This is a genomic window from Proluteimonas luteida (genome assembly GCF_021191695.1).
Classification (GTDB): Bacteria; Pseudomonadota; Gammaproteobacteria; order Xanthomonadales; family Xanthomonadaceae; genus Luteimonas; species Luteimonas luteida.
This window is the reverse complement of sequence record NZ_JAIWPT010000002.1, coordinates 1-17,071: the sequence shown is the minus strand read 5'-3', so window position 1 is coordinate 17,071 and position 17,071 is coordinate 1. Positions and strand designations below refer to the sequence as shown.

Sequence of the window (17,071 nt, the reverse complement as noted above, 5' to 3'; positions counted from 1 at the left end):
CACAAAGTCCGTTATCTAATGCGCCGGGACACGAGGCGCGCATAAGCGCCCGTGGCAAAGGGGAATATCGTGGGTCTCATCTCAAAGGGTCAGATGCCGCTCATCGGCGTCGACATCAGCTCGACCGCGGTCAAGCTGCTGCAGCTGTCGCGGGCGGGCAACCGCTACCGCGTCGAGCACTACGCGGTGGAGCCGCTGCCACCCAACGCGGTGGTGGAGAAGAACATCGTCGAGGTCGAGGCGGTCGGCGAGGCGATCCGCCGCGCGGTCTCGCGCTCGGGCTCGAAGGCCAAGCACGCCGCGGCGGCCGTCGCCGGGTCGGCGGTCATCACCAAGACCATCCCGATGCCGGCCGACCTCGACGAGGACGACCTGGAGTCGCAGGTCGAGCTGGAGGCGGTCAACTACATTCCCTATCCGATCGAGGAAGTGAACCTCGACTTCGAGGTGCTGGGCGCGATGCCCGGCAACGCCGAGATGGTGCAGGTGCTGCTGGCGGCCTCGCGCTCGGAGAACGTCGAACTGCGCGCCTCGGCCCTGGAGCTGGGCGGGCTGACGGCCAAGGTCATCGACGTGGAGGCCTTCGCGGTCGAGAACGCGTTCGCGCTGATCGCCGGCACCCTGAGCATCCCGGCCGACGGCGTGGTGGCGCTGGTCGACGTCGGCGCGACGATGACCACGCTCAACGTGCTTCGCCATGGCCGCAGCGTCTATTCGCGCGAGCAGGTGTTCGGCGGCAAGCAGCTGACCGACGAGGTCATGCGCCGCTACGGGCTGAGCTACGAGGAGGCGGGCCTGGCCAAGCGCCAGGGCGGCCTGCCGGAAAGCTACGAGGTCGAGGTGCTGGAGCCGTTCAAGGAGGCGCTGGTCCAGCAGGTCAGCCGGCTGCTGCAGTTCTTCTACGCCGGCAGCGATTTCAACCGCGTCGACCAGATCGTGCTGGCCGGCGGCTGCGCGTCGATTCCCGGCGTCGCCGACATGGTCGAGGAACAGATCGGCGTGCAGACGGTGCTGGCCAATCCGCTGGCGCAGATGACGCTGGGGCCGCGCGTCCAGGCGCATGCGCTGGCCCAGGACGCCCCGGCGCTGATGATCGCCTGCGGCCTCGCGCTGAGGAGCTTCGACTGATGGCACGGATCAACCTCCTCCCGTGGCGCGCCGAACGGCGCAAGCTGCGGCAGAAAGAGTTCGGCATGATGATCGCCCTCGCGGTACTGGCGGGGCTGGTGCTGTGGTTCCTGGTCAACATGTACTACAACGGCCAGATCAGCGGCCAGCAGGCCCGCAACGCGTTCCTGCAGCAGCAGATCGCCGAGGTCGACAAGCAGATCGCCGAGATCGACGAGCTCGACCGGCAGAAGGGCCGGCTGCTGGCGCGCAAGGACGTCATCGAGCAGTTGCAGGGCAACCGCTCGCAGATGGTCCACCTGTTCGATTCGCTGGTGCGCACGATTCCCGACGGCGTGCTGCTGACCTCGCTCAAGCAGGAAGGCCAGACGCTGACGCTCGAGGGGCGTTCGCAGTCCAACGCGCGGGTCAGCAACTACATGCGCAACCTGGAGAGCTCGGGCTGGATGAAGAGCCCGCGGCTGTCGGTGATCGAGGCGAAGGACGGCGTGGCGGGCCTGCCGTATTCGTTCCAGCTCAGCGTGCAGCTGTCGACGCCGGACAAGAAGGCCGAGGGCGACGCGGACGAGACGGACACCGGGCCGGCCGAGGCCGCCGCGTCCGAAGATGCAGCCGATCCGGCCGCCACGCCTGCGGAACCCGCCGCTCCGGCCGCCAGCGATGAAGGAGCCGCCTCGTGAGCAAGAAGAAAATGTCGCTGCGCGAGCTGGACATCAACAATGCCGGCGCCTGGCCGCTGGAGTACAAGATCGGCGCCTGCGTGCTGGTCGGGCTGCTGGTGTTCGGGTTGCTGTGGTACGTGCTGACGCGCGAGAAGGGCGACCAGCTCAAGAGCCTGGAATCGCAGGAAGCCACGCTGCGCCAGGACTTCGAGACCAAGCAGGGCCGCGCCGCCAACCTCGAGCCGCTCAAGCAGCAGCTCGCGCAGATGGAGCAGCAGCTGCAGCAGATGCTGCGCCAGCTGCCCAGCCGCACCGAGATGCCCGACCTGATCACCGACATCTCGCAGACGGCGATCGCCACCGGCATCCAGAACGACCTGTTCAAGCCCGGCGAAGAGGCGCCCAAGGAGTTCTACGCCGAGCAGCCGATCGCGCTGCGCATGGTCGGCACCTACCACCAGTTCGGCGCCTTCGTCAGCGGCGTCGCGTCGCTGCCGCGCGTGGTCATCATGACCATGCACGACATCTCGCTGAAGCCCCGCGGTGGCGGCGGCAACAACACCCTGTCCGCGATCGGCCCGAACTCGAGCCTCGAGCTGGTCGGTACCGTCAAGACCTACCGCTACCTCGACGAGGAAGAGACCGCGGCGCAGGAGCAGGCCGCCGCGGCTGCCGGAGGAGCGCGCTGATGAGCATCAATCCCAAGATCGGCGGTGCACTGGCGATGGCCGCGGCCGTGCTGCTGGCGACCGGTTGCGGTCGCGGCATCACCAGCAAGCCGGGCGGTGCGCCGAACCTGCAGCAGTGGGTCGAGGAGGTGCGCATGCGGCCCGCGCCGCCGCTCGATCCGCTGCCGGTGATGCAGCAGTTCGAGACCTTCGAGTACTCCGCGCAGGGGATCCGCGATCCCTTCAGCGACGCGTTCACCGATGCCGACAGCGGCAGCGGTCCGCGCCCGGATTCGAACCGCCGCAAGCAGACGCTGGAGCAGTTCCCGCTCGACAGCCTGGGCATGGTCGGCACCCTGCACACGGGACCGCGCATGGTGGCGCTGCTGCTGGCGCCGGACAAGATCACCCACCGCGTCGCGCCGGGTGACTACCTGGGACAGAATGACGGCCGGGTCACCTCGGTCAGTGCAGACCGGATCGAACTGGTGGAACTCGTTCCCGACGGGGCAGGCGGCTGGCTGGAACGGCCTGCGTCGATCGCGCTTGAAGACAAATGATGAGGGGAAGCATGATGACCGTTAGCAACGCGCGACGCCCGCAGCCGAATCGCGTCCGGAGCCCGATGCGGGCCGGACTGCTCGGCCTGGCGATCGGTTCGATCGCCGCCTTCGGGGGCGTCCATGCGGCGCAGCCCGCGGCGGCGCAGGGTGGCAGCCACACCTTTGCCATGGCCCAGGCGGCCACCGCGGCGGTACCGGCGGTGTCGGTGACCGACGTCGATTTCCGGCGCGGCGACGGCGGCTCCGGCAAGCTGATCCTGCGTTTCGACGGCGATGGCGCCGCGCCCGACCTGCGCACGCAGGGCGGCAGCGTGATCGTCAACCTCGGCAGCGCGACGCTGCCGGCCAGCCTGCAGCGGCCGCTGAACGTCACCGACTTCGCCACGCCGGTGCAGCGCATCGACGCCCGCGAAGGGGCGGACGGTGCGCAGATCGTGCTCAGCGCGCAGGGCAACTTCGAACCGCTGGCCTACCAGACCGGCCGCGACTACATCGTCGAGATCGTGCCGCGCGCCGCGGCCACCGACCGCGCGGTCGGCGCCGCCAGCACCGCGGCGACGATGGGCCAGGCATCCAGTGCCGACATCCCGGGCGCGCGCGCCTACAGCGGCTCCCCGGTGACGTTCAACTTCCAGGACATCCCGGTGCGCACGGTGCTGCAGCTGATCGCCGACGAGTCCGACCTCAACATCGTCGCCAGCGACAGCGTCGGCGGCAGCGCGACCCTGCGCCTGACCAACGTGCCGTGGGACCAGGCGCTGGACATCGTGCTGCAGGCCAAGGGCCTGGACAAGCGCCGCAGCGGCAACGTGATCTGGGTGGCCCCGCAGAGCGAGATCGCGCAGTTCGAGCAGGCCCGCGAGGATGCGCGCCTGGCGATCGAAGAGCGCGCGGAGATGGTCACCGAGTACATCCCGATCAGCTACGGCAATGCCGAGGACGTGGCCAAGCTGTTGACCGACGAGAGCAAGAGCGGCGGTGGCGGTGGCGGTGGCGGCAACTCGCAGAACCGCGGCTTCCTGTCCTCGCGCGGCAGTATCAGCTTCGACCGCCGCACCAACACCCTGCTGGTCATCGACATCCCGCAGCGGGTGGCTGAAGTCCGGCGCCTGGTGGACCTGCTCGACAAGCCGGTCGACCAGGTGGTCATCGAGGCCCGTATCGTCATCGCCAACGAATCGTTTGCGCGGGATATCGGTGCCAAGTTTGGGGTCAGCGGCAGTGCGGACCGCGTCGATTTCGGTGGCGCCCTTGGCTCGAATGGCGGTGTCGGCAACGGGCTCAATGTCAGTCTGCCGGCGCTGCAGGGTGGTGCGCCGGCGCTTGGCTTCACCATCCTCGGCAATAGCATCGACTGGAACGTCGAACTGTCTGCGCTGCAGCGCGAAGGTCGCGGTGAGGTGATCTCCAATCCGCGCATCGTCACCAGCAACCAGCGCGAGGCGACGATCAGCCAAGGCCAGGAAGTCGGCTACATTACTGTGACCGGTGGCCAGAGCAATAGTATTCCGACGGTCGAGTTCAAGGACGTGCTGCTCGAGCTCAAGGTCACGCCTACGATTACCAACGACGGCCGTGTGTTCCTGGCGATGGACATCAAGAAAGATGAGATCCAAGGTTACGAGGTTTACTCCGAAATCGGCCGGGTGCCGCTGATCAGCAAGCGCAACGTGACGACTGCGGTGCTGGTCGACGATGGCCAGACCGTTGCGATCGGCGGCGTCTACGAGTTCCGTGACACCAACGATCTGTCGAAGGTGCCGTTCCTTGGCGATCTGCCGATCCTCGGCAACCTGTTCAAGAGCCGGACCCGTGAGAAGGAAAAAGCCGAATTGCTGATCTTCGTGACCCCGAAGGTCATGCGGGTCGCGCAGCGTCCGGCGGGTTGAGTCGACCACTGCGGCAGTTGCATCGAACGGGGCCTTCGGGCCCCGTTTCCATTCCTGCTCCCGTCTCCGGAACCGGCGCAGCGCGCGCCCCGTTTCGCTGCGGTTGAACCAAGCCGGGCAGGACCGGTCAAACTGGGCCTGGCGCAGTGGGCGCCGACAATGGTCCGAGACATGTCCCCCGACACAGGCAATCCCGCCGAGCCGCACGCCTCCGATCTGCATGCCCGGTTCTCGGCGCTGCGCGAGGCCCTGTCGACCGAGATCATCGGCCAGTCGCGGCTGGTCGACCGGCTGCTGGTCGCGCTGCTGGCCGATGGGCACCTGCTGGTCGAGGGCGCGCCGGGGCTGGCCAAGACCACGGCGATCCGTGCGCTGGCCGCGCGCCTGGAGGCGGACTTCGCCCGGGTGCAGTTCACGCCGGACCTGCTGCCCGCCGACCTGACCGGCACCGAGATCTGGCGGCCCCAGGACGGACGCTTCGAGTTCCAGGCCGGGCCGATCTTCCATCCGCTGCTGCTGGCCGACGAGATCAACCGGGCGCCGGCCAAGGTGCAGTCGGCGCTGCTGGAGGCGATGGGCGAACGCCAGGTGACCGTCGGCCGGCAGACCTACCGGCTGCCGCAGCTGTTCCTGGTGATGGCGACCCAGAACCCGATCGAGCAGGAGGGCACCTTCCCGCTGCCCGAGGCGCAGCTGGACCGGTTCCTGATGCACGTGCGCATCGGCTACCCCGAGGCCGATGCGGAGATCCGCATCCTGGCGCTGGCGCGCGAGCGCGCGCTGGCGCTGCTGGACGCGGACGAGGCCGTGCCCGAGCGCCTGCCGCTGGAGGCCGTGTTCGCGGCGCGGCGGGCAGTGCTGGAGGTGCACCTGGCGCCGGCGGTCGAGCGTTACCTGGTCGAGCTGGTGCTGGCCTCGCGCGACGCCACGCCCTACGACCCGGCATTGGCCCGGCGCATCGCCTGGGGCGCGAGCCCGCGCGGGTCGATCGCGCTGGAGCGCTGCGCGCGCGCCAGCGCTTGGCTGGCCGGGCGCGATTTCGTGACCCCCGACGACGTCCGCGCGATCGCGCCGGACGTGCTGCGCCATCGCGTGCTGCCGAGCTACGAGGCCACGGCCGAAGGCTGGGACGGCGACCGCCTGGTCGCCGCGCTGCTGGACCAGGTGCCGTTGCCGTGATCCGTGCGGCGAGCTGCTTTTGTAGGAGCGCCTCTTGGGCGCGATGCTCTTGGCCGCGCCGGAGGTCGAAAAACGCATCGCGCCCAAGGGGCGCTCCTACGGGTAGCCTCGCGTGAACGAGGGCATCGTGCCCACGCTGGCCGAACTGCTCGCGTTGCGGACGGTGCCGCGTGGGCGTGGCGGCGCGCGGCGGGCGAGCGCGGGCGTGCGCCAGCAGGCGCTGGCCTTGCAGCGCGGGCATGGCATGGAATACGCCGAGTCGCGCGAGTACGTGGCCGGCGACGATGCCCGCCACATCGACTGGCGGGTCACCGCGCGCACCGGGCGCGCGCATACCAAGACCTTCCAGGTCGAGCGCGAACGCCTGAGCCTGATCGTCGCCGATACTGCCCCGGCGCTGTATTTCGGCACCCGGCAACGCTTCAAGTCGGTGCAGGCGGCGCGCGCCGGCGCGATCGCCGCCTGGGCCGCGGTGGCCGAGGGCGACCGTATCGCCGCGTTGCGCGGCACCGTGTCCGAACCGCCGGTGCCGCCGGGCAACGGCCCGCGCGGCGCCTTGCGCGTACTCGACGCGCTGGTGCGCTGGTACACCGCGCCGCCGGCCGACGACCTGGGCCTCGCGGTCGCGCTCGACCATGCCCGGCGCCTGCTGCGCCCCGGCTCGCGGATGCTGGTGCTGGCCGACCCCGGCAGCGTGGCCGCGATCGCGCCCGAACGCTGGACCGCACTGGCCGCGCACAACGAGGTGCTGGTGCTGCTGCTCAGCGACCCGCTGGAACGCGAGCCGCCGCGCAGGCGGCTCGCCTTCACCCAGGACGGCAACCGGCTCGAACTGGACCTCGCCGCCGCGCCGCAGCGCGCGCGCTGGCGGCAGGCGTTCGCCGATCCGCTCGATGCCGCGCTGGCGATGCTGCATGCGCGCGGCGTGCGTGCGGCCATGCTGTCGACCGATACGCCCGGCGATGCCTGGCTGCCGCTGTTCGGACGGCCCAAGGCGGCATGACGATGCAGGCGCCGGATCTCGTGCTGCGCGACATCCACCAGCCGCCGCCACCGTCGTGGTGGCCGCCGGCCCCCGGCTGGTGGCTGCTGGCCGCGGTGCTGTTGCTGGCCGCGATCGCGATCGGCGTGCTGGCCTGGCGCCGGCGCCGGCAGCTGCGCCGCTACCGGGATCTGTTCGACGCGCAACTGGCGGGTATCGACGATCCCGCGGCGCGGCTCGCGGCGATGTCCGCGCTGCTGCGCCGCGCGTCGCGGCGGGCCGACCCGCAGGCGGACCGCCTGCAGGGCGACGACTGGCTGCGTTTCCTCGACCGGGGCATGCGGCCGCCGGTGTTCGAACATGGCATCGGCGCCGCACTGCGCGACGGCCCGTTCCGGCGCGATGCCGGCGATGTCGATGTCGCCGCCGTCGAAGCGGCCGCGCGCAGCCGTTTCGCCGCGCTGATGGCGGGACGGCGATGAGCGCGTGGTGGTCCGCGTGGCTGGCCGATGGCGCAGGCGGATTCGCCTGGCCGGCGCTGTTGCTGCTGATCCCGCTGCCTTGGCTGGTGTGGCGGTTCGCGCCGCCGCTGCGTGCGCGCGGCGCCGCGTTGCGCATGCCCGCCGGCACCCCGCTGGCGACGCTGGCGGCTTCCGGCAGCGCGGGGCGCGGCGCCGGCATGCCGTGGCTGCTGTGGCTGGCCTGGGCGTTGCTGTGCGTCGCCGCGGCGCGCCCGCAGCAGCTTGGCGAGCCGGTGGCGCCGCCGCAGTCGGCGCGCGACCTGATGCTGGCCGTGGACCTGTCGGTCAGCATGGGCGAGGAGGACATGCTGATCGGCCGCCGCGTCGTCGACCGCCTGACCGCCGCCAAGGCGGTGATCGCCGATTTCCTCGAGCGCCGCGACGGCGACCGCATCGGACTGGTCGTGTTCGGCCAGCGCGCGTATGCGATGACGCCGATGACCCGCGACCGCGCGAGCGTCGAGCAGCAGCTCGAGGACACCGTGGTCGGCCTGGTCGGCCGCGAGACCGCGATCGGCGACGCGATCGGGCTGTCGGTCAAGCGCCTGCAGCAGCAACCGCAGGGCCAGCGGGTGCTGATCCTGCTCACCGACGGCGTCAACAATGCCGGCCAGCTGTCGCCGCTGAAGGCGGCCGAACTGGCGCGCGATGCCGACGTGCGCGTGCACACGATCGCCTTCGGCAGCGACGAGGGCGCGCTGTCGGTGTTCGGCTTCCGCATGCCGCTCGGTGGCGAGCCGATGATCGACGAGGCGGTGCTGCGCGAGATCGCCGACATGACCGGCGGCCGCGCGTTCCGTGCGCGCGACACCGCCGAACTGGCGGGCATCTATGCCGAGATCGACCGGCTCGAACCGGTCGAGCTGCCAGGGCCGCAGTTGCGGCCGCGGATCGAACGCTATCCGGTTCCGCTGGCCGCGGCCGCCGTCGTCGCGCTGCTCGCGCTGCTGCCGTGGCGGCGCTGGCGTGGGCGCGGCGACGGCAACGACGGGGGTGGGGACGTGGCGGAGGTGGCGCGATGACCGCGTTCGATGCCGTGCATTTCCTGCGTCCGCAGTGGCTGTGGCTGCTGCTGGCCCTGCCGCTGCTGGTCTGGGCCTGGCAGGCCCGGCGCCGCGCCGACAACGCCTGGCGCGACAGCGTCGATCCGCACCTGCTGCCGCACCTGGTCGAGACGGGGCCTGGGCGGCGCGGCATCGCGGCCCTGTCGGCGCTGCTGCTCGGTGGCGCGCTGGTGGTGCTGGCGCTGGCCGGGCCGGCATGGCGGCAGGCCGCGCAGCCGTTGCAGGGTGCGAACGTCCCGCTGGTGCTCGCGCTGGACCTGTCGTCGTCGATCGAGGCCGGCGACCTGCCGCCGTCGCGGCTGCTGCAGGTGCGCGCCAAGCTGGCGGCGCTGCTCGCGCAGCGCAGCGGCGGGCAGGTGGCGATGCTGGCCTATGCCGACGATGCGTTCACGGTCGCGCCCCTGACCGACGACGTGCGCAACGTCGCGCTGTATCTCGATGCCCTGTCGCCGACGGTGATGCCGGTCGACGGCAGCCGCGGCGACCGTGCGATCGCCCAGGCGACACGGTTGCTGCGGCAGGCGGGCGCATCCAGCGGCCAGATCCTGCTGGTCAGCGACCATGCCGACGGCGATGCCGTGCAGGAGGCCGCATCCGCACGGCGTGCCGGTTACACGGTGTCGGCACTGGGCGTGGGGACGCCGGCCGGCGCACCACACCCCGCGGGCGACGGCCTCGCGCGGCTCGACGCCGCGTCGCTGCAGGCGCTGGCCCGCGCCGGCGGTGGCCGCTATCACGCGATGACCGCCGATCCCGCCGACCTGCGCGCACTGGACGTGCTGGATCCGCAGGCGGGCGGGAACGCGTCGCCTGCGACGTCCGAAAGCGGCGCGCGCAGCTGGCGCGACGAAGGCTACTGGCTGCTGTTGCCGTTGCTGGCGCTGGGCCTGCTGGCGTTCCGGCGTGGCGCCGTGGTCGCGGTGCTGGTGCTTGCCGCGGGCCTGTCGCTGCAGCCGGCGCATGCGCAGGCGTCGCGCCCAACGCCTGCACCCGACACCATGGCGGCCGATGACGCGCCGCGCGGCACGCTGTGGCGGCGCGCCGACCAGGCCGCGCACCGGCAGCTCGAGCAGGGCAATGCGGCCTACCGCGGCGGTCGCTACGACGAGGCGGTGCAGCGCTGGCGCGGCGTGCCCGGCGCCGATGCCGCCTACAACCGTGGCAACGCGCTGGCCAAGGCCGGCCGCTACGACGAGGCGATCCGCGCCTACGACGAGGCGCTGTCGTTGCAGCCGGGCATGGAGGACGCGATCGCGAACCGGCAGGCGGTGGAAGCCGCGAAGGCGCGCAAACCGCCACCAGGGAATGCAGGGCAGGATTCGCGCGGACAACCGCAGCCCGGCGACGACACTTCCGGCGGCGCCCCCGGGGACAGTGGCGAGGGCGCGCCGTCGCAGGCGCCACCGTCGCAATCCCCGCCGCCGCAGTCCGGCCAGCCCGCGCCCGAGCCTCCACGGGGTGAGCCCGGCCAGCCCGATGCCGACGACGCCGGCAGCGAGCCCGGGACGCCGGCAGGCCAGCAGGATCAGCAGGCTGCCGATGCCGAGCTGCGCGCGCAGATCCAGCGTGCGCTCGATGCCGGCCAGGCCGGCGCCGAGCCGGGCTCGGAAGGCGCCGAAGCCACCGATGCGCCCAGCGAGACCGCCGCCGAGCGCGAGCGCCGCGAAGCCAATGCGGCAACGCTGCGTCGCCTGCCGGACGATCCGGGTGGATTGCTGCGGGCCAAGTTCCGCCTGCAGCACGAGCGCCGCCAGGGTGCGCAGCCATGAGCCGACGCATCCGCCGTGGCTGGCCGTGGCTGTTGCTGCTTGCGCTGCTGGCCTGCGGCAGCGCCGCGGCGCAGGACCGCGTGCGTGCCTGGCTCGATCGCGACCGCATCGCCTTCGGCGAGACCGCGACGCTCAACGTCGAGACCACCGGGCCCGGCGTGGATGTACCGGACTGGACGCCGCTCGACCGCAATTTCGAGACCAGCGGCCATACCAGCCGGCGCCAGGTCGAGCTGGTCAACGGCCGGCGCAGCGAGCGCACGCTGTATGCCGTTGCGTTGCGGCCGCGGCGCGAAGGCGTGCTGACGGTGCCGGCGCTGCGGCTGGGGAACGCGACCACCGCGCCGCTGCAGCTCAGCGTCGCGCCGGCCCGCATCGCCGCGGCGCATGACGGCGCGCCGGCCTTCATCGAATCCGAGGTCGATGCGCAGTCGCCCTACGTCCAGCAGGCGGTGGGCTACACGCTGCGCTTGTACTACGCCGCGCAACTGGTGTCCGGGCAGCTCGACCAGCCGCTGCCGGACGGTGCGACGCTGCAGCGCGTCGGCAGCGACGTCCAGTACCAGCGCGACATCGGCGGAACCCGCTACCAGGTGCTGGAGCGGCGCTTCCTGCTGGTGCCCGAGCGCAGCGGGCCGCTGACCGTGCCCGGCGCGCGTTTCGAGGGACGCGGCATCGGCGGTGGCGGCATGTTCGGCGACATGCTCGACCGCAGCCCGTTCAGCCGGGGCCCGCGCCGGCTCGACGCCAACGGGCCGCCGAGCGTGCTCGACGTGCAGCCGATCCCGGCCGGCGCGCCGCAGCCGTGGCTGCCGCTGTACGGGGTCGATGGCCGTTGGCTGGACGCACCGGATACGGCCGGGGTCGGACAGGCGACCACGCTGGTGGCCGAGGTCCGCTACGACGGCAGCACCGCCGCGCCGCTGCCCGAGCTGGTCCTGCCCGACGTCGACGGTGCCCAGGTATTCCCCGAGCCGGCGGAATTCGACGAGACCTTCGACAATGGCCGCCCGCAGGTGCTGCTGCGGCGGCGGTTCTCGATCGTGCCCTCGCATGCGGGCCCGTTGCGCATCGCCGGTCCGCGCATCGACTGGTGGGACGCGCGCGCGGGCATCGCCCGGACCACGGCCCTGCCCATGGTCACGCTGGACGTGGCGCCGGGCAGCGGCTCCGCCGATATGCCCGCCGTGGACACGAGGCCGGCCGCCAGGGGCCCGGATAGCGTTGCCGCGGATGCCGGCGGCGGCGCGTGGCGTGGCGGCCGTATCGCGCTGCCGGTGCTTGCCTGCATCCCGCTGCTGGTCGCGGGCCTGTGGCTGTGGGCCGGTCTGCGCCGGCGCAGGCCCACGGCAATGCCGAGTGTCGCGGCGGACGCGGCCGCGTCGTCACCGTATTCTCCGACGTCACCGCCGGTTGCGCCGCATCGTGCATTGCTGCAGCTGCTGCAGACCGGCGGCCAGGACGAGGTCTCGGCGGCACTGCGTGCGTTGACGTCGCCGCCGGCGCCATCGATCGATGCACTGCGCGCGCGCCTGCGCGATCCGCAGCAGCGCGCCGCGCTCGACCAGTGGCAGCAGGCGCGCTGGGCCGGCGGCGACGTGGTCGCCGCGCGTGCGCGGCTGCGCGCGGCGTTCCGGGATGGCGCCGACCTCGCCGCCGCCGCCGCACCGGTGCTGCAGGCCGGCCTGCCGCCGCTGTATCCGCAGCGCTGATCGCAGCGCCGGATGCGGGGCGATCCAGCGGCCGCGTGGCGCACATCGAGGCACGGGCAGGTTCTGGGGCGAGGCCGCTTCTGCTAGGGTCTGGCATTCGATGCGTGTCGCGACTCCAGCGTGTTGCGCGGCACGGCGCATTTCCCACTCCCGACTTCAGGAAAAGATCCGCCCATGGTGACAACCGCCGAGCGCCGTCGCATGCCGCTGCACTGGAAGATCGCCATCGGCTTCGTCGCCGGTCTGGTCCTGGGCCTGGTCGCGCATTACAGCGGGCTGTCGGCCTGGACGTTCGGCGACCCGGCATCCGCCGCCTGCGCCGCCGATCCCGCGCCGTGGCATTGCCGGCCGGTGATCGACAACCTCGTCGCCTATGTCACCCAGCCGCTGGGCACGCTGTTCCTGAGCCTGATCTTCATGCTGATCGTGCCGTTGCTGTTCTCGGCGCTGGTGGTCGGCGTCTCGGAGATGGGCGACGTCGCGTCGCTGGGCCGCATCGGCTGGCGCACGCTGGCCTGGACGGTGCTGCTGTCGGGCATCGCGGTGCTGGTCGGCCTGGTCATGGTCAACCTGTTCCGGCCCGGCGCCGGCGTCGATCCGGCGCTGGCGCAGCAACTGCTCAGCGAAGGCGCCGAGCGCACCGCCGCGATCGTCAGCGACAGCCGCACCGGCGCCAAGGGCATGGAGATGCTGCTGTCGATCGTGCCGCAGAACGTGGTCGGCGCGGCCTCGGACAACGCCAACATCCTGGCGCTGATGTTCTTCGCGCTGATGTTCGGCATCGGCCTGGTGCTGGCGCCGAGGTCCGATGCGATCGCCACGCTCAAGCGCGGCATCGAGGGCCTGTTCGAGGTCTCGATGACGCTGATCGGCCTGGTGATCCGGCTCGCCCCGATCGCGGTGTTCTGCTTCATGTTCAACCTCGCCGTGGTGTTCGGCTGGGACCTGCTGATCCGGCTCGGGGCCTACGTGCTGGTCGTGGTCGGCGCGCTGGCGCTGCACATGGTGGTGACCTATTCGCTGGCGCTGCGCCTGGTCGGCGGCTGGTCGCCGCTGAAGTTCTTCCGCGGCGTGCAGGAGGCGATGCTGCTGGCGTTCTCCACCGCGTCGAGCAACGCCACGCTGCCGACCGCGCTGCGGGTCGCCGACGAGAACCTGCACCTGCCGCGCAAGGTCTCGCGGTTCGTGCTGACCATCGGCGCGACCGCCAACCAGAACGGTACCGCGCTGTTCGAGGGCGTGACGGTGATCTTCCTGGCGCAGTTCTTCGGCGTCGACCTGTCGTTCGGCCAGCAGGTGCTGGTGATGCTGGTCTGCATCCTCGGCGGCATCGGCACCGCCGGCGTGCCCTCGGGCTCGCTGCCGGTGGTGGCGCTGATCTGCACGATGGTCGGGGTGCCGGCCGAGGGCATCGGCCTGGTGCTGGGCGTCAACCATTTCCTCGACATGTGCCGGACCACGGTCAACGTCACCGGCGACCTCGGCATCGCCGCGCTGGTGTCGAAGGGCGAGCGCGACGAGGACGAGGACGGAAACGGCAACGGAGGCGCCGCTGTCGACGGCACCCCGGCCGCGGCGGTGCCCGGGCCGCACTGAGCGCCACGGCGGGCACCCCCGCCGTCGCGCGCGGTCGCGCGGCGGTGGTGGGCAGAGTGCGGCGGCGGACACCGCACCGGCAGCGATTCCGCGGGCATGGGACAATAGCCGGCTCCCGTCCCCGCCGCCGCCCGCCCGTCCATGACCACGCCGACCCGTCGCGAACTCGCCAACGCCATCCGTTTCCTCGCCATCGACGCCGTCGATGCCGCCAAGTCCGGCCATCCCGGCATGCCGATGGGCATGGCCGACATCGCCGAGGTGCTGTGGAACGACTTCCTCCGCCACAACCCCGGCAATCCGCAGTGGTTCAACCGCGACCGCTTCGTGCTGTCCAACGGCCACGGCTCGATGCTGCAGTACGCGCTGCTGCACCTGTCGGGCTACGACCTGCCGCTGGAGGAGCTGAAGAACTTCCGCCAGCTGCACAGCCGCACCGCCGGCCATCCCGAGCGCCACGAGACGCCCGGCGTGGAGACCACCACCGGACCGCTCGGCCAGGGATTCGCCAACGCGGTGGGCTTCGCCCTGGCCGAGCGCCTGCTGGCGCAGCGCTTCAACCGTCCCGGTTTCGCCGTCGTCGACCACCGCACCTGGGTGTTCCTGGGCGACGGCTGCCTGATGGAAGGCATCTCGCACGAGGCCGCGTCGCTGGCCGGCACCCTGGGCCTGGGCAAGCTGGTCGCGTTCTGGGACGACAACCACATCTCGATCGACGGCAACACCGAGGGCTGGTTCACCGACGATACCCCGGCGCGCTTCGAGGCCTACGGCTGGCGCGTGATCCGCGGCGTCGACGGCCACGACAGCGAGGCGATCTCGCGCGCGATCAGCGAGGCGGTGTCCAGTGACGACCGGCCGGTGCTGGTGTGCTGCCGCACGACGATCGGCTACGGCTCGCCGAACCGCGCCGGCAAGGAATCCTCGCATGGCGCGCCGCTGGGCAAGGACGAGTCCGATGCCACCCGCGCCGCGCTCGGCTGGACCCATGGCCCGTTCGAGGTGCCCGAGGCGATCCGCGAGGCCTGGCGCGCGACCCGCGCCGGCCTGGAACGCGAGGCCGAATGGAACGCGTTGTTCGAGGCCTACCGCGACGCCCATCCCGAAGCCGCCGCCGAACTGGTGCGCCGCTCGCACGGCGAACTGCCGGCCGGGTTCGTCGAGGCGGCCGACGCGTTCATCGGCAAGCTGCAGGCCGAAGGCCCGACGATCGCCTCGCGCAAGGCCTCGCAGATGGCGATCGAGGCCTTCGCGCCGCTGCTGCCGGAACTGATCGGCGGCTCGGCCGACCTCGCGCATTCCAACCTGACCCTGTGGAAGGGCAGCAGGTCCGCGGCCAGCGCCGACGCCAACGCCAACTACGTCTACTACGGCGTGCGCGAGTTCGGCATGACCGCGATCGCCAACGGCCTGGCGCTGCACGGCGGCTTCATCCCGTTCGACGCGACGTTCCTGGTATTCAGCGACTACGCGCGCAACGCCGTGCGCATGAGCGCGCTGATCCCCGCGCACGCGATCCACGTCTACACCCATGACTCGATCGGCCTCGGCGAGGATGGCCCGACCCACCAGCCGGTCGAGCACCTGGCGTCGTTGCGCTACATCCCCAACAACGACGTCTGGCGCCCCTGCGACGCGGTCGAGTCGGCGGTGGCGTGGAAGGCCGCGATCACCCGTACCGACGGCCCCAGCTGCCTGGTGTTCTCGCGCCAGAACCTGCCGCACCAGGCGCGCGACGCCGCGCAGGTGGCCGACATCGCCCGCGGCGGCTACGTGCTGAAGCATTCGGCCGGCACGCCCGAGGTCATCCTGATCGCGACCGGCTCGGAAGTGGGCCTGGCGATGCAGGCGGCCGAGCAGCTCGGCGACGGCGTGCGCGTGGTGTCGATGCCGTCGACCGACGTGTTCGACCGCCAGGATGCGGCGTACCGCGAGTCGGTGCTGCCCGGCGCCGTGCGCAGGCGCGTCGCGATCGAAGCCGGCGTCACCGGCTTCTGGCGCGCGTACGTCGGGCTCGACGGCGCCGTCATCGGCATCGACAGCTTCGGCGCCTCGGCCCCGGCCGACCAGCTGTTCCGGCACTTCGGCATCACCGTCGAGAAGATCGTCGAGGCGGCCAGGGCGCTGTGACGCGCGATCGTCGATCGCACGGAAGGATCCGTATCGCGTAGGTCGGGCCAACGCGCCCGACGCACGGGATGCCGGAAGACGGGCGCGCCTGCGTCGGGCGCGTGGCCCGACCTGCGGCCTGCGTATCGGCGGCTACGCGGCGATGCGTCCGATCTTCCCGACCCGGGCACCAAGTGCGCACCGGGCTTCTTCCGGATCGTGCGGCATGCTGTGGTGGAGAACGCTCAGGCCGGTTTCATCTCGGCGAAACGCGCGATCAATGCCGCGTCGATCGCCGAAATGCCGGTTGGCAGCTGCGCGGCCGGCGTCCAGAGCAGGCGGGCGATTTCCGACGTCGGGGCGAAACCGGCGATGTCCGTGATCTGCGCCAGGAACAGCGCGCCGAAGATGCGCGCCGGTCCGTCGCCATCCGGGCGGTCCAGGACCAGCCATGCCGCCAGGCGCAGTCGGCCGGGCGTCTGGCCGGACTCTTCGGCCAGTTCGCGGCGGGCGCAGCGCTCGGCGGATTCGCCGGGATCGATCCAGCCGCCGGGCAGCTCCCAGACGCCGCGCGACCTGTTGCGCACGAGCAGCACGTCGCCATCGTGGCGGGCGAGGACCAGGGCAAAGGATGTGGCAGGCAGGTCTGGCGGCAGTCCGGCGCTGCCCGTGTGGATGGCGACAAGCGATTCGCCGCGTTCGTTGGTGATCGGGAGCATTGACGATTCTTGCACCGGCATGTCGGTGCGTAGATACCGTCTTGCGGCGGCCTATGCAATGGCGTGCTGGGGATCGAATGGCTTGCCCGAACGCAGGACGCCCCAGACCAGGTGGAGGAGCTTGCGCATGACGGCGCAGACGATGACCTTGCCGGGCTTGCCGCGTTCGGCCAGACGCTCTGCGAAGGCGGCCAGGACCGGATTGTGGCGTTTGGCCACGATCGCCGGCATGTAGAGCCTGGCACGCAGGACGGCATCGCCGATGCGCGAGATGCGGACCTTGCCCTGGTACTTGCCGGATTGGCGCTGGGCCGGGTTGAGGCCGGCATGGGCCACGATCTGGCTGACGTCGCTGTAGCGCGCCAGAGAGCCGAGCGAGGCCAGCAGGGCGGCGGCCGTGGTCTGGCCGATGCCGGGGATGCTGTCGAGCAGGTCGCGGCGCTCACGCAGGTCCGGGTCACTGTCGATGTGTTCGGCGAGCAATCGCTCGATGTTCCGGATCTGCTGCTC

The 17,071-nt window shown here is 71.4% G+C and carries 15 protein-coding genes; 13 read left to right on the top strand and 2 right to left on the bottom strand.

Annotation, left to right across the window (positions count from 1 at the left end):
* Positions 1 to 69: 69 nt before the first annotated feature.
* The 13 genes from LDO26_RS02080 to tkt all read left to right on the top strand — a co-directional run bounded on the left by LDO26_RS02080 (position 70) and on the right by tkt (position 15,863).
* The gene (locus tag LDO26_RS02080) at positions 70 to 1,128 is read left to right on the top strand and encodes a pilus assembly protein PilM (RefSeq protein ID WP_343226146.1); all 1,059 of its coding nucleotides are present in this window, start codon (positions 70 to 72) and stop codon (positions 1,126 to 1,128) included.
* Positions 1,128 to 1,808 carry a PilN domain-containing protein gene (locus LDO26_RS02075; protein ID WP_232129419.1) on the top strand — a complete coding sequence of 227 codons (681 nt, stop codon included), beginning with the start codon at positions 1,128 to 1,130 and terminating at the stop codon, positions 1,806 to 1,808. The genes LDO26_RS02080 and LDO26_RS02075 overlap by 1 nt, the downstream gene beginning before the upstream one ends.
* Complete coding sequence (locus LDO26_RS02070; protein ID WP_232129418.1) at positions 1,805 to 2,479, top strand: type IV pilus inner membrane component PilO; 675 nt, start codon at positions 1,805 to 1,807, stop codon at positions 2,477 to 2,479. The genes LDO26_RS02075 and LDO26_RS02070 overlap by 4 nt, the downstream gene beginning before the upstream one ends.
* Positions 2,479 to 3,018, top strand: coding sequence for a pilus assembly protein PilP (locus LDO26_RS02065; RefSeq protein WP_435594015.1), 540 nt, complete (start codon positions 2,479 to 2,481; stop codon positions 3,016 to 3,018). The genes LDO26_RS02070 and LDO26_RS02065 overlap by 1 nt, the downstream gene beginning before the upstream one ends.
* A gap of 14 nt (positions 3,019 to 3,032) precedes the next feature.
* Positions 3,033 to 4,910, top strand: a complete 1,878-nt coding sequence (locus LDO26_RS02060; protein ID WP_232129417.1) for a type IV pilus secretin PilQ — start codon at positions 3,033 to 3,035, stop codon at positions 4,908 to 4,910.
* Between the two features lie 171 nt (positions 4,911 to 5,081).
* Positions 5,082 to 6,089, top strand: a complete 1,008-nt coding sequence (locus LDO26_RS02055; protein WP_232129416.1) for an AAA family ATPase — start codon at positions 5,082 to 5,084, stop codon at positions 6,087 to 6,089.
* 112 nt (positions 6,090 to 6,201) lie between these two features.
* Positions 6,202 to 7,092: a DUF58 domain-containing protein gene (locus LDO26_RS02050; RefSeq protein WP_232129415.1), complete on the top strand. Its 891-nt coding sequence runs from the start codon at positions 6,202 to 6,204 to the stop codon at positions 7,090 to 7,092.
* Positions 7,093 to 7,094: 2 nt separating this feature from the next.
* Positions 7,095 to 7,553: a DUF4381 family protein gene (locus tag LDO26_RS02045; RefSeq protein ID WP_232129684.1), complete on the top strand. Its 459-nt coding sequence runs from the start codon at positions 7,095 to 7,097 to the stop codon at positions 7,551 to 7,553.
* Positions 7,550 to 8,614: a vWA domain-containing protein gene (locus tag LDO26_RS02040; RefSeq protein WP_232129414.1), complete on the top strand. Its 1,065-nt coding sequence runs from the start codon at positions 7,550 to 7,552 to the stop codon at positions 8,612 to 8,614. Before LDO26_RS02045 ends, LDO26_RS02040 begins: the two co-directional genes overlap by 4 nt.
* Positions 8,611 to 10,425: a tetratricopeptide repeat protein gene (locus LDO26_RS02035; protein ID WP_232129413.1), complete on the top strand. Its 1,815-nt coding sequence runs from the start codon at positions 8,611 to 8,613 to the stop codon at positions 10,423 to 10,425. The genes LDO26_RS02040 and LDO26_RS02035 overlap by 4 nt, the downstream gene beginning before the upstream one ends.
* Positions 10,422 to 12,137, top strand: a complete 1,716-nt coding sequence (locus tag LDO26_RS02030) for a BatD family protein (RefSeq protein ID WP_232129412.1) — start codon at positions 10,422 to 10,424, stop codon at positions 12,135 to 12,137. Before LDO26_RS02035 ends, LDO26_RS02030 begins: the two co-directional genes overlap by 4 nt.
* 174 nt (positions 12,138 to 12,311) lie before the next feature.
* The gene (locus LDO26_RS02025; protein ID WP_232129411.1) at positions 12,312 to 13,733 is read left to right on the top strand and encodes a dicarboxylate/amino acid:cation symporter; all 1,422 of its coding nucleotides are present in this window, start codon (positions 12,312 to 12,314) and stop codon (positions 13,731 to 13,733) included.
* Between the two features lie 141 nt (positions 13,734 to 13,874).
* The gene (gene tkt, locus LDO26_RS02020; protein ID WP_232129410.1) at positions 13,875 to 15,863 is read left to right on the top strand and encodes a transketolase; all 1,989 of its coding nucleotides are present in this window, start codon (positions 13,875 to 13,877) and stop codon (positions 15,861 to 15,863) included.
* Positions 15,864 to 16,087: 224 nt separating this feature from the next.
* Here tkt and LDO26_RS02015 read toward each other — a convergent pair whose 3' ends face one another.
* Both LDO26_RS02015 and LDO26_RS02010 read right to left on the bottom strand, forming a co-directional pair.
* A complete protein-coding gene (locus LDO26_RS02015; RefSeq protein ID WP_232129409.1) occupies positions 16,088 to 16,561 on the bottom strand; it encodes an NUDIX domain-containing protein in 474 nt (157 codons plus the stop codon).
* A 51-nt stretch (positions 16,562 to 16,612) separates the two neighbouring features.
* Positions 16,613 to 17,071 (bottom strand): transposase (locus tag LDO26_RS02010; protein WP_232129408.1); only part of this gene is annotated, 459 nt, incomplete at its 5' end.